Source organism: Pseudomonas fluorescens, from assembly GCF_003732425.1.
Taxonomy (GTDB): Bacteria; Pseudomonadota; Gammaproteobacteria; order Pseudomonadales; family Pseudomonadaceae; genus Aquipseudomonas; species Aquipseudomonas fluorescens_BE.
This window is the reverse complement of record NZ_MOBX01000013.1, coordinates 870026-882608: the sequence shown is the minus strand read 5'-3', so window position 1 is coordinate 882608 and position 12583 is coordinate 870026. Positions and strand designations below refer to the sequence as shown.

Here is a 12583-nt window from a genome sequence, read left to right as displayed (position 1 = left end):
TCAGCGGGTGCTGCTGTTCCAGAACACCCGCGCCAGCCACGCATCGACACTCAACTTGCCAGCCCCGGCGAACACCAGCGGTAGCAGCGCCGCCAGGTAAATCGCCGGCAGCTTGAAGTTGCCGAAGCCTTTGTTGGTGATCGCATACCCCTGCGCCAGCTCGCTCAGTGACGACCAGTCAGCGGGCCAATGCACGGCGGCGGTGGCCACGACGGTGACCACGATCAGCGAAACCGCCGCGATCCGCGTGCCGAAACCGAGCAGAATCGCCACACCGCAGATCAGCTCGGCCCACATCGACAGTTCCCAGTTCAGCGTTGCCGGCAGGTGATCGAACGGGAAGGGGAATCTGTCCTGGATGTCTTCGAACCAGTTCTGCCCGTTGAATTTCTCCAGCCCGGACTCGAAGAATTCCCAGGCGATGAACAGGCGCAGGGTCAGTGGCGCAAGCCAGGTGCCGGCGCGGTCGAGGTTCAGGTGCAGGCTTTTGACGGCGGTTGCAAGGGTGGCGGTCATGGTGCAGCTCCGGTGAGTTGAGTGAAGTCGACCGGGGTATTTCAGCGTTGGGGTGTATCGGGGATGTGTCGGCGAGGGTGGGGAATTGTGCTTTCGGTGTGTCTGCGGCTTCGGAATATACAGTGCGATACAGTCAAAGGCCCCTCACCCCAGCCCACTCCCAGAGGGGCCGACCGAGGTGTCTTGCATTAAACATCGACCTGAAAATCCGAGTCGATTATGGATCCAAGTCTTGGCGATCATGGATTCACAGACGCTATTTCAAGTCGGCGTCAATCTCCAATATCCGCCAATCAGTTCCTTCTCCCTCTGGGAGAGGGTCAGGGTGAGGGCAACGGTTTCGGCACCCGCCACAAATACCAAGCCGCCACCGTCCGAAAAGGACTCCAAACCAACCCGATCTCAACCATCTGCCTGCGCGTCGGCTGCACCTCCAGCCCCTTCAACCGCCGATACCCCTCGCGCACGCCAAAATCATCCGCCGGCAAAATATCCATGCGCTCCAGGCTGTAGATCAGCAACATCTCTACCGTCCAGCGACCTACCCCGCGCAGACTGATCAAACGCTCGATCAGCGCCTCGTCATCCATAGCCAGTGCCGTGGCGTAATCCGGCACCACGCCATCCAGTGTCGCCTGAGCAATCCCTTGAATCGTCGCAATCTTGCCCGCGGAAAACCCGCAACTGCGCAGACGATCAAACTCCGTCGCAAGCATCTGCTCGGGACGAGGAAATGTCTGACCGGGAAACAACCCCACCAAGCGCCCGATAATCGCATCGCCAGCCTTGGCATGCAGTTGCTGATAAGCAATCGCCCGCACCAGCGACTCGTACGGATCGCGCGCCGGATGCGGCTGATGCAGACACGGGCCGACCGCTGCGACATGGCGCTGCCAGTCCGGATCAAGCGCGGCCAGAAACGCACTGGCCGCCTGATAATCCTCAGCCATGTTACTTCAGCAAGCCGTTGACTTCGCCGTAGGTGAAGGCCTTGAGGTCATGGGTATCGAGTTTGCCGCTGGCCAGAAAGCTTTTCACCAGCCCGCCCATCGCGCCATAGAGGAATTCGGCGATGCCAGAGCCGGCGCTCAAGCGGCGTACGCCCAGCGCCTGCAGCTCTGCAGGCGACGGCAGGCAAGTGAAGCCCAGCACATTGACCGGCAGCGTCGTGCCTTTGCAGATTGCCTCGATCTCATAGGCACCCGTGACGCCCGCCGCGAACAGACCATCGGCGCCCGCCGCTTGATACAGCGCGGCGCGACGCAGGGTTTCGGCGACACGATCTTCGGCCGGTACCAGGCTTTTCAGATAGACATCGGTGCGCGCATTGATAAACAGCTTCACCTCGCGCTTGTTGGCCACCTGTCGCGCCACTTCGATCTTGCGCACCAGCAGTTCAGGATCGGCAGAACCGTCCTCGATATTGATGCCGACAGCACCCGCCGCAATCACCGCATCCAGCACTTCGGCCACGTGCCCGAGGTCATCGGAATAACCGGCCTCGACGTCCACGGTCAACGGCACGCTGATCACCCGCGCGATGGCTTGCACCGTCGACACCAGCCGTTCGAGGGGCAGGGCGTTGCCGTCCGGGTAGCCGTGGGCCCAGGCCACTGCCGCGCTGCTGGTGGCTACGGCTTTACCGCCCAGATGCTCGACCAGTCGCGCACCGGTGGCGTCGGCGACATTGGTCAGGATCAACAGACCTTGCTGGTGCAACTGGTGAAACTGCGTAGCGAGCGCGTTCATCAAAAATCCTTCTTGTCAGTTGCTTCGATTGGTCAGAATGCCAGTTGTTGTGTGAGCTGCACGGCGGCGTTTTCCAGTCGCAGCAGAAACGCTTTGCGCGGCTGCCCTCCACCATAGCCGGTCAACGAGCCATCCGCGCCAATCACCCGGTGGCAGGGCACCACGATCGACAATCGGTTGTGCCCGTTGGCCAGACCTACTGCGCGACTGGCCCCGGGTTTACCCAAGCCTGCGGCGATCGCGCCGTAGGTGCTGGTGTGGCCGTAAGGGATTTGCAGCAGCGCCGACCAGACCTGCCGGGCGAACTCACTGCCGGGCAAATGCAGCGGCACACTGAATTCGCTGAGCTTGCCGGCGAAGTACGCCGCCAGTTGCTCCTCGATCTGCTGCAAATGTGCGTTGTGCCCCGGAGCGACCGCGTAGCCATAGCGGCCCTGCAGTTCTTCGACTTCGCGGGTCAGCGCCGGGCGATCGAGAAACTCCAGCAACACCAGGCCACGACGTTCAGCCATGGCGATCATCGGCCCCAGCGGTGTGGTCAACCGGGTGAACAGCAGTGGCTCGCTGTGTTCGGCGCGGCCCGGAGTGATGTGAAACGACTTCTGGAAGGCATCCCGAAAACCGCTGAGCGATTCATAGCCGGAATCGAACGCGGCGTGATCAATCGAGGTGCCTTGTTTGATCCCGCCCAGCGCCATGCCTAGCCGACGCGTGCGCAGCCACGCATGGAAGGTCATGCCGAAATGCTGCTTGAACCAGCGCCGCAGCTTCAGCGGCTCGATGCCTTCAGCGAGCAATTGTGCGTCGCTCCAGCGCATCTCCGGATCGGCGTCCACGGCGTTGAGCAGCCGTTGCACCCAGTCCGGGGCGATGGCGGCGGCGTCCAGTGGTTTGCAGCGCAGGCAGGCGCGATAGCCCGCCGACAGGCAATCATCGGCATGGGCGAAGAACTCGACGTTCTCCGGTTTCGGCTTGCGCGCCGTGCAACTGGGGCGGCAGAAAATCCCGGTGGTTTTCACCGCCGTAAAGAACACGCCTTCATAGGCAGTGTCGCGTTCGAGCATGGCGCGAACCATTTCGGCGTGGGGCGGCAGGACAGCGGTTTGTATGTTCATGGGCTGAGAGTAAAACCAGTTTGTCGATGGCTCCACCGAAAAATCGACAGTGAATTTTCACCCCCCCTGAACTACCGTGTAGGGGCTGCCGCAGGCTGCGATCTTTTGACTTTGCCTCTAAAGAACAAGATCAAAAGATCGCAGCCTGCGGCAGCTCCTACCGTTTGTTGAGGTGTGTCCGATGCATCCGTTTTCCATCCAGCATATTGATCACATCGTCCTGCGCGTCGCCGATTTGTCACGCAGCATCGACTTCTACAGCCAGGTCTTCGGCGCCGAAGTGGTCAAGCGCAATGAACCGCTGGGCCTGGTGCACCTGCGCGCCGGCACTTCAATGATCGACCTCGTTGACCTGCAAGGCGAACTCGGCCGCAAGGGCGGCGGGGCGGCCGGCAACGAACGGCGTAACGTCGACCACTTCTGCCTGCGCATCGAACCGTTCGACGAAGAGGCGCTGAGTGCACACTTGCAATCCTTCGGCCTGAGCGTGGCAAAAGCCGAATCACGCTTCGGCGCCGAGGGCAAAGGGCTGTCGCTGTACTGCTTCGACCCGGACGGCAATCAGGTCGAACTCAAAGGTCCGTCCGAGGCTTAAGCGCGTTTGGCCAGTAACAGCACAGAAGCCGCTGCCGACAGCAGGCCCGCGCAGCAACGATTGAAGATCCGTTTGCCGCGCGGCTCGGCGAACCAGCGCCGCATGTGCAGGCCCATCCAGGCATAGGCGCTGATGGCGATCCATTCCAGCAGTAGAAACAGCACGCCGAGCACGGCAAATTGCGCCGGCACCGGACGCGCCGGGTCGATAAACTGCGGCAGAAACGCGGTGAACAGCAGAATCGCCTTGGGATTACCCGCCGCCACCAGAAATTCCTGCCGCGCCAAGGCAAAGAAGCCAACGGTTGCGCCTGTTACTTGCTGTTCAGCCTCGGGGTTGGCCCGCCACAACTGCCAGGCCAGGTACAACAGATACGCCGCGCCGACGATCTTGATCGCATGGAACAACCATTCCGAAGTCTGCAACACCACCGACAGGCCGGCACCGGCCAGCGCAATCATGCCGGCGAACGCCACAATTCGCCCGATACCTGCCGTGCAGGCGCGGCGAAAGCCATAGCGCGTAGCGTTGCTGACCGACAGCAGGTTGTTCGGCCCGGGGGCCATGTTCAGGGCGAAGCAGGCCGGGAGAAACAGGATGAGCGTGGCGAGATCCATGACGGCACTCCAGAAACGAGAGCGATATTTTTATCACAGCCCCCACGCGCCCAGACCCATACAGTCACGCGGCGCTGTCGCGGTACAGCGCCCGCCGCGATTGGGCAACGCGGTCGAACTTTTTGCAGATGCCTTGACTCTGAATCAATCAGAGGGTGATGGTTTCGTCAGAAATAACTATCCGGCCGGTCAGAAACCGCGATAGCCGTGTAAAATTTCGCCGACGTTGCACTCACCCCGTTTGGCCCCAGGCGGCCCCACCAAGAGCGATCTACATGCAAGCAAAGGCCCGTGAAGTTTATGTGCCACCGGTGCTGCAAGATCTGCGAGCCGGCACTGCCGAACTGCACATCGCACTGGAAAAACGCCTTCCCTTTTTCTCCGATACCCTCGATACCCAGGCTTTTGTGCGCTTGATGCAGGCTTATTACGGCTTCTATCTGCCGCTGGAAAACGCCTTGCTACGCAGCGATGCAATGCCTGCCGATTTTGATCTGACACCTCGTCTCAAAGCTTCAACCTTGCGCACTGATCTGCACGCACTGGGCGTGTCTGCCGAAGCGCTGCAGAATTTGCCGCAGTGCCAGCCGTTGCCGGTCATCGACTCAAGCGCTGCCTGCCTGGGCGTGCTCTACGTCCTCGAGGGTGCGACGCTCGGCGGGCAGATTCTGCGCCGGGAAATCGCCACCCGGTTAGGCCTGGAAGCCGATAACGGCGCGGCCTTTCTCGATATCTACGGCGCCGCCACGGGCCGGCGCTGGCGTGACTTCATCGAATACCTCGGCAGTCGGCCAATGAGCGCCGCCGAGCGCGCCGCGGTCGTCACCGCCGCACAAACCACATTCAGTTGTTTCGAGCGCTGGCTCGAAAGCCGGGAGGTACTGGCATGAACCCGCAAGACAAAGACGCCTTTGAAGAATTGCTGGCCAACTGTGCCGACGAGCCGATTCGTTTCCCCGGTGCGATCCAGCCCCACGGTTTGCTGCTGACCCTGAGCGAGCCTGCATTGGCGATCATTCAGGTCAGCGCCAACGTCGAAACCCTGCTGGCCCGGGCGCCGCAAAGCCTGATCGGCCAGCCTCTGGAAAGCCTGATCGGCGACGCCGAAGCGGCACAAGTGCGCGAAGCCTTGCTGCAACCGTCGCTGTCCGATGTGCAGCCGCTGCGCTTCAGGCTCAACGGCACGGCATTCGAGGGTTTGCTGCACCGCCATCAAGGGGTACTGATTCTGGAGCTGGAAATCCACGTGGAAAATTTCCAGCCGCGCAACGTCGCCGGCAACCAGACGCATCTGGGGCGCATGCTCCAGCGTCTGCAAGGGGCCACCACGTTGCAGGCGCTGTATGACATCAGCGTCAAGGAAATCCAGGCCATGACCGGTTACGACCGGGTGCTGATCTATCGTTTCGAGGAGGAGGGCCACGGTCAGGTCATCGCCGAAGCCTCCGACCCGTCGATGGAAGTGTTCAATGGCTTGTTTTTCCCGGCGTCGGACATCCCCGAACAGGCGCGCGAGCTGTATCGCACCAACTGGCTGCGGATCATCCCCAATGCCGATTACCAACCGGTGCCGCTGGTGCCGAAGTTGCGCCCGGACACGAACACGCCGCTGGACCTGAGTTTTGCCACCCTGCGCAGCGTGTCGCCGATTCACTGTCAGTACATGAAGAACATGGGCGTGCTGTCGTCGATGAGCATTTCCCTGCTCAAGGGCGACAAACTGTGGGGCTTGATCAGTTGCGGCAATCGTCAGCCGCTGCACGTGCCGCACGAGTTGCGCGCGGCGTGCCAGACCATCGGCCAGGTGCTGTCGCTGCAGATCAGCGCCATGGAAGCGCTCGAGATCAGCCGCCAGCGTGAAGAGAAAGTCGAAGCGCTGGCGTTGCTCAATCAGGCGATGATCGACTCGCCGCAAAATGTCTTCGACGGTCTAGCCAATCAGCCGCAGACGTTGATGGCGCTGACCAATGCCGGCGGCATCGCAATCATCGAAGACAAACAACTGCACCGTTACGGCAACTGCCCTGAGCCGGAAGAAATCCGCGCCTTGCACAAGTGGCTGCAGGACAGCGGCGAGGCGGTTTTTGCCAGTCATCACCTGGCCAGCGTCTACCCGCCGGCCGCGCAGTATCAGCAGGTGGCCAGCGGGGTGCTCGCCATGAGCCTGCCGAAACCGGTGGACAACGGCGTCTTCTGGTTCCGTCCGGAGGTCAAGGAAAACATCAATTGGAGCGGCGATCCGCGTAAACCGCTGGACCTGGAAAACTCCGATGCCGGCCTGCGTTTGCGCCCGCGTACCTCGTTCGAAATCTGGAAGGTCGAGATGGCCGGGATCTCCACCAAGTGGAGCCACGGCGATCTGTTTGCCGCCAACGATCTGCGCCGTTCAGCGCTGGAAAACGATCTGGCCCGGCAGGTGCGTCGCGAGCAGGAAGCGGTGCGCGCCCGTGATGAACTGGTAGCGGTGGTCTCCCACGATCTGCGCAACCCGATGACCGTGATTTCGATGCTCTGCGGCATGATGCAAAAGGCCTTCAGCTCCGACGGCCCGCACACCTCGCGACGCATCTCCACGGCGATCGACACCATGCAACAGGCCGCCGGACGTATGAACACGCTGCTGGAGGATTTGCTCGACACCTCGAAGATCGACGCCGGGCGCTACTCCATCACCCCGCAAAAGCTCGATGTCGGGCAAATGTTCGAGGAGGCGCAGGCGCTGCTCGCGCCGCTGGCGCTGGACAAGGACATCAGCATTTCCTTTGCCGCCGAACCCGATCTGCGCATCCATGCCGACCCGGAGCGACTGTTTCAGGTGCTGTCCAATCTGGTCGGCAATGCGATCAAGTTCACCCCGCGCCTGGGCACAGTGGGCGTGCAGGCCACGTCGGTCGGCGATCACATCGTCTTCACCGTGCGCGACAGCGGCGAGGGCATTCCCAAGGAGCATCTGCCGTACGTGTTCGACCGCTACTGGACGGTGAAAGAGGGCAATCCGACCGGCACTGGTCTGGGCTTGTACATCACCCAAGGCATCGTCGAAGCCCACGGCGGCCAGATCTTCGCCGAAAGCGAACCGGGGCAGGGCAGCGAGTTCCGCTTCACCGTGCCACGCCTGGACTGAGCGCAGCTTTAGTGTGGGAGCGAGCCTGCTCGCGAATGGGGTTGTTCTGTCAATGCAGCATTGAATGACCCACCGCTTTCGCGAGCAGGCTCGCTCCCACAGGGGAATCATCAGAATCGCAGGGGCATTTTCTTCAATACCGAGGATCGGACGCTCGATACCGTGAGCACCTTGTTCCTCGATTTGAAGCAGGTGTGCGATGAGTCTGATTGTTTCCATGGCGGCGTTTGCGCTGGCAGCATCCATTACGCCGGGGCCGGTGAATATCGTAGCGTTGAGTGCCGGGGCGCAGTTCGGCTTTCGCGCCAGTCAGCGGCATGTCGCCGGGGCCACGTTAGGGTTTGTGTTGCTGCTGGTGTTGATGGGCCTGGGTTTACACGAGGTGTTGAAACTCTGGCCGTTCATGACCCGTGTGGTGCAACTGGCGGGCGTGGCGTTTCTGCTGTTCATGGCCTGGAAACTCGCCGCCGATGATGGACAATTGAATGCCGGTGAGTCAGGGCGGGCGCCATCGATGCTGTATGGCGCGGTGATGCAATGGCTCAACCCGAAAGCCTGGCTGGCCTGCGTCGCGGGTATGGGCGCGTTTGTCGCCGATGGCGAGGCCCGGCTGGTCTGGCAGTTTGCGGCGGTGTATCTGGTGATTTGTTATCTGTCGGTCGGCTGCTGGGCGTATGCCGGGACGTTTCTGCGTGGGTATTTGAGCAATGCGGCGGGAATGCGCTGGTTCAATCGGGTGATGGCGGGGTTGTTGGCACTGAGCGCGATCTACCTGCTGTTCACATAAAGCAGGCTGGCAACTTTTGTGGCGAGGGAGCTTGCTCCCGCTGGGCTGCGAAGCAGCCCCACTCTCATGCGACTCGGTTATCCAGATGAACCGCATTCATCAGGTTTGGGAGTGCTTCGCCCTCCAGCGGGAGCAAGCTCCCTCGCCACAGGAATGAGTGCGGATCGGTCAGCCGCGATATTGGCCGGGTGTCGCCGCCAGATGCTGCTTGAACGCCCGCTGAAAATGCGCCTGGTCGGCAAACCCCGCCTCAAGCGCCACATCGGCAATCAACTGCCCGCCCCGCAAACGCTCGCGGGCGAACTGGATGCGCTGGTTGACCAGAAACGCGTGGGGCGTCATGCCGTAATGCTGTTTGAAGGCGCGGATCAGGTACGACGGTGACAGTTGTGCGGCCGCGCAGATGTCGTCAAGGTTCAGTGCCTCGGTGCAGTGCTCGCGGATGAAATCGGCGGCGCGTTCCAGCTTGAAGTTAGGCTCGCGAAGAGAGGGGCCGGCGGGGTTCAAGCCCAGTTGCAGATCGCTGAAAAACTCCACCGCTGCACTTTGTTTGCGCAATACGTCCTGTTGTTCGTCGACCAATGTTTCATAAAGTCCATTGAGGCCATTGAACAGCGCGGTGTCGTCGAGGTGAGTAGCGGAAAAGCGCCGAAACTCAAGATCACGGGCAAAGCCCATCTGATGCTGCAAATCCGTCAGCCATGGCGTCTCGACGTACAACATCACATACGACCATGGCTGATCATCGATCGGATTGCAGGCATGCACATCGCCGGGGTTCATCAACACGACAGTGCCCGCTGCTACTTCGAACTGTGCATGTTCATGCACATAAGTGCTGCGTCCGGTAGTAATCGCACCAATGGAAAAATGCGCGTGGGAATGCCGGGCGTAACAGACTTCGCGGCCATCGGCGATGGCCCGTGCTTCAATGAACGGCAGCGCCGCGTCGCGCCAGAAACGCGGGGCTTTTTCAGGGTTTTTGGCGGCAGCGTGTTTCATCGTTGTTATTCCCGGCAGGCCAGGGCGCCAGTGTATTAGCTCTGGCCGGCAAAGGCCCGTTCGAGTTCGGCAATGTCGAGTTTTTTCATCGTGAACATCGCCTGCATCGCGCGCTGCGATTTGCTGGTGTCGGCATCCAGCATCATGTGCATGAACGCCACCGGCACGATCTGCCATGACACCCCAAATTTGTCCTTGAGCCAGCCGCATTGCTGGGCTTCGACGGGGCCACCTTCGGACAGGTTGCCCCAGAAATGGTCGACTTCTTCCTGATTCTGGCAATTGACCTGAAACGAGATCGCCTCGCTGAATTTGAACATCGGCCCACCGTTGAGCCCGGTGAAGGTCTGGCCGTCGAGCTCGAAACTGACGGTCATCACCGCACCTTCCGGCTTGCCGTGAAATTCCTGGCCGACCTTGCTGTAGTGGGTCAGGCCGGTGATTTTCGAGTGATCGAAGATCGAGCAGTAGAACTTCGCGGCCGCTTCGGCCTGATCGTCGAACCACAGGCAGGGCGTAAGTTTTTGAAAGCGTTGCATGGCAGTCATCCTCGGCAGGTTAGACAAGCTGGAATAACAGCGTAGTCAGTCCTTGGTCGATTGCCGGTGCCGTAGATCGATCCACCACATCGCCAGCAGGCTGGCTCCCACATTGTGTGGTATTCACAGTATTCGGGTACGCCCAGAACCTATGTGGGAGCTTGCCTGCAAGCGATTGCGGTCTGACATTCACACCTTGATATGACCTGGCACACCGCTATCGAGAGCAGCCGAGGGCCTACAATGGATTGTGTTGATTCCTGGGGTTCAGCGGCGCTGCGCCGTTATCAGTAACGACTGCGGCACCAGACTTTGCGGGTGTTGTGGTTCTTGCAGGCCGACCAGTTGGAACCCAGCCATATCGAGGGCATTGACCCAGCTCGACAACGTGCGGAAATACCACGGCATCGGCTGCCATTGGCCCTTGAATCCGGCGAACGATTCTTCGCGCCAGCCATCCTGATAATCCCCAGCCGCGACCGCCCACGGATGCAAGGTCTGGATGACCAGAGCGCCACCAGGAATCAGCAACGCATTCATAGCGGCCAGCAGCGCAATAATGTCCTGATGCAGCAGTGAGAAATTGGCACAAATCAAATCGTAATCACGCCCCACGTCGACCTTCGCTTCGACAAGCGCTTCATAACTGGCGACATACACCTGCGTCGACCCCGCCAGACGCGCCGCTTCGACCAGCCGCGTATCACCATCCACACCCACGGCAGCCATCCCGCGATCCGCCAACGCTCGCAACAACCAGCCTTCGCCACACCCGAGGTCAAGCACACGCTGCGGCTGACGACTCATGATCGCCAGCAGAATCGCTTGATCGGTGACCTGCTGACGGCTTTCGATAGCACCGCTGCGGATCACTTCGATCCAGGCATCAGCGTTGTCGTGCCAGCTCTGCAAAAGGGTGGATTCGGGGGAGGGCATGGCGGTGTCCCAATTATTGAAAAGCCACAGTATGGACGCTGATCGCAGACGAGCCGCACTATGGCTTGTAGATCAGCGCATCCACCACAACACCGAACGCTGATGAATGCTCACGGCGATTCGGATAGTAGAGATAGTAGCCCGCGAAGGGTGGGCCCCCGTCATTTCTTGATGTTCGGAAAGCTGCGCGTGAAGGGCAAAAAGTTTTCAGAAAATTTGTGATCACTGGCAGGCTGCCTTAGAGGAGGTGCGACATGAATCTATTGACTGGCGGATGCCTGTGCGGCGATGTCCGTTTCGAAGTGACAGGTCAGCCATACCGCGTCGGCATCTGCCACTGCCTCGACTGCCGTAAACGCCACGGCACGCTCTTCCACACCTCGGCCATATTTCCCGAGGATGCGCTGAAAGTCATCGGCGAAACCCGCGACTATAACGGGCGCTTTTTCTGTCCGCGCTGCGGCTCTCCGGTGTTCACGCGTTCGGCAGATGAAGTTGAGGTCAATGTGGGTTCGCTCGATGAACCTAACCAGTGCAAACCCACTTATGAGCTCTGGACCATTCGCCGTGAGGCGTGGTTACCGGCGCTTCCACTGGCTCATCACTACGAGCGTGATCGTGAAAGCACAAGTCGCACAGAGGAATAATGGACGTGAGCCCAATCACATCCCCCTTGTGGGAGCGAGCCTGCTCGCGAAAGCGGTGGGTCATTCAGCTCGAGTTCAACTGACAGATTGCTTCGCGAGCAGGCTCGCTCCCACAGGGGGGAAGTGTATGGCTGCCAATGATCTCAGCCGCGAATGAACGCCAGCAGATCCGCATTAATCGTCTCGGCCTCCGTCGTCGGCATCCCATGTGGAAAGCCCGGATACGACTTCAGCGTGCCGTTCGGCAGTAACTTGGCCGACAACGGCCCCGAGTTCGCATACGGCACAATCTGGTCATCCTCGCCATGCATCACCAGCACCGGCACCGTGACCTTCTTCAAATCTTCAGTGAAATCCGTCTGCGAGAACGCGACGATCCCGTCGTAATGCGCCTTGGCGCCGCCGATCATCCCTTGCCGCCACCAGTTGGCAATGATCCCCTCCGAAGGTGTGGCGCCCGGCCGGTTGTAGCCATAAAACGGCCCGGTCGGGATATCGCGATAGAACTGCGCCCGGTTCGCCGCCAGTTGCGCCTGAAAATCATCGAACACCGCTTTCGGCAGCCCACCCGGATTGCTCTCGGTCTGCACCATCAACGGTGGCACGGCACTGATCAACACACCTTTGGCGACGTTGGCCTGACCATGCCGGGCAATGTAATGGATGACCTCACCGCCGCCGGTCGAATGGCCGACATGCACGACGTTCTTCAGACCCAGATGATTGACCACGGCCAGCGTATCGTCGGCGTAATGATCCATATCGTGCCCGTCCCAGACCTGGCTCGAACGCCCATGCCCACGGCGATCATGGGCAACTACCCGGAAGCCTTTGCCCAAGAAGAACAGCATCTGCGCATCCCAATCGTCCGAACTGAGCGGCCAGCCGTGGTGGAAGTGGATCACCGGCGCGTCTTTCGGGCCCCAGTCCTTGTAGAAAATCTCGACGCCGTCTTT

Annotated in this window: 14 protein-coding genes and 1 pseudogene (1 of these 15 only partly in view); 5 read left to right on the top strand and 10 right to left on the bottom strand. The window is 60.4% G+C overall.

From position 1 onward, the window contains the following. From BK670_RS14300 to BK670_RS14285, 4 genes are all read right to left on the bottom strand, one after another. Entirely contained in the window at positions 1-516 is a 516-nt protein-coding gene (locus BK670_RS14300; protein WP_123450462.1) for an HvfX family Cu-binding RiPP maturation protein, read from the bottom strand. Between the two features lie 320 nt (positions 517-836). Beyond that, positions 837-1466: a DNA-3-methyladenine glycosylase family protein gene (locus BK670_RS14295; protein WP_123450460.1), complete on the bottom strand. Its 630-nt coding sequence runs from the start codon at positions 1464-1466 to the stop codon at positions 837-839. 1 nt (position 1467) lies between these two features. Next, the gene (locus tag BK670_RS14290; RefSeq protein WP_123450458.1) at positions 1468-2265 is read right to left on the bottom strand and encodes an isocitrate lyase/PEP mutase family protein; all 798 of its coding nucleotides are present in this window, start codon (positions 2263-2265) and stop codon (positions 1468-1470) included. A gap of 32 nt (positions 2266-2297) precedes the next feature. Beyond that, complete coding sequence (locus tag BK670_RS14285) at positions 2298-3380, bottom strand: bifunctional transcriptional activator/DNA repair enzyme AdaA (protein ID WP_123450456.1); 1083 nt, start codon at positions 3378-3380, stop codon at positions 2298-2300. 181 nt (positions 3381-3561) lie between these two features. On the opposite strand from BK670_RS14285, the gene BK670_RS14280 reads away from it, so the two are divergent. Beyond that, on the top strand, positions 3562-3975 hold the full coding sequence (locus BK670_RS14280) for a VOC family protein (RefSeq protein ID WP_123450454.1): 414 nt from the start codon (positions 3562-3564) through the stop codon (positions 3973-3975). Here the strand turns inward: BK670_RS14280 and BK670_RS14275 are convergent. Then, on the bottom strand, positions 3972-4592 hold the full coding sequence (locus tag BK670_RS14275; RefSeq protein ID WP_123450452.1) for a LysE family translocator: 621 nt from the start codon (positions 4590-4592) through the stop codon (positions 3972-3974). The two genes, BK670_RS14280 and BK670_RS14275, sit on opposite strands and share 4 nt — an antisense overlap. Positions 4593-4867: 275 nt before the next feature. On the opposite strand from BK670_RS14275, the gene BK670_RS14270 reads away from it, so the two are divergent. From BK670_RS14270 to BK670_RS14260, 3 genes are all read left to right on the top strand, one after another. After that, entirely contained in the window at positions 4868-5482 is a 615-nt protein-coding gene (locus BK670_RS14270) for a biliverdin-producing heme oxygenase (protein WP_123450450.1), read from the top strand. After that, positions 5479-7716, top strand: coding sequence for an ATP-binding protein (locus BK670_RS14265; RefSeq protein ID WP_123450448.1), 2238 nt, complete (start codon positions 5479-5481; stop codon positions 7714-7716). Before BK670_RS14270 ends, BK670_RS14265 begins: the two co-directional genes overlap by 4 nt. A 199-nt stretch (positions 7717-7915) precedes the next feature. Continuing rightward, positions 7916-8503 (top strand): LysE family translocator, encoded by a 588-nt coding sequence (locus BK670_RS14260; protein WP_123450446.1) that lies wholly within the window; start codon positions 7916-7918, stop codon positions 8501-8503. 168 nt (positions 8504-8671) lie between these two features. Here BK670_RS14260 and BK670_RS14255 read toward each other — a convergent pair whose 3' ends face one another. From BK670_RS14255 to BK670_RS14240, 4 genes and pseudogenes are all read right to left on the bottom strand, one after another. After that, positions 8672-9505, bottom strand: a complete 834-nt coding sequence (locus tag BK670_RS14255; RefSeq protein ID WP_123450444.1) for a helix-turn-helix transcriptional regulator — start codon at positions 9503-9505, stop codon at positions 8672-8674. A gap of 35 nt (positions 9506-9540) precedes the next feature. Continuing rightward, positions 9541-10044 (bottom strand): VOC family protein, encoded by a 504-nt coding sequence (locus BK670_RS14250; RefSeq protein ID WP_038366082.1) that lies wholly within the window; start codon positions 10042-10044, stop codon positions 9541-9543. Positions 10045-10311: 267 nt separating this feature from the next. Then, a complete protein-coding gene (locus BK670_RS14245; RefSeq protein ID WP_123450442.1) occupies positions 10312-10980 on the bottom strand; it encodes a class I SAM-dependent methyltransferase in 669 nt (222 codons plus the stop codon). Between the two features lie 58 nt (positions 10981-11038). Beyond that, a pseudogene (locus BK670_RS14240) lies at positions 11039-11131 on the bottom strand (LysR family transcriptional regulator); the annotation flags it as partial. Positions 11132-11234: 103 nt separating this feature from the next. On the opposite strand from BK670_RS14240, the gene BK670_RS14235 reads away from it, so the two are divergent. Then, complete coding sequence (locus BK670_RS14235) at positions 11235-11627, top strand: GFA family protein (protein ID WP_123450440.1); 393 nt, start codon at positions 11235-11237, stop codon at positions 11625-11627. Positions 11628-11770: 143 nt separating this feature from the next. On the opposite strand, the gene BK670_RS14230 is transcribed toward BK670_RS14235, so the two are convergent. Continuing rightward, positions 11771-12583, bottom strand: the 3' portion of a protein-coding gene (locus BK670_RS14230) for an alpha/beta fold hydrolase (RefSeq protein WP_123450438.1). 21 nt of this gene lie beyond the right edge of the window; the window shows 813 of its 834 coding nt (coding positions 22-834); its start codon lies beyond the right edge, outside the window; it ends in the stop codon at positions 11771-11773.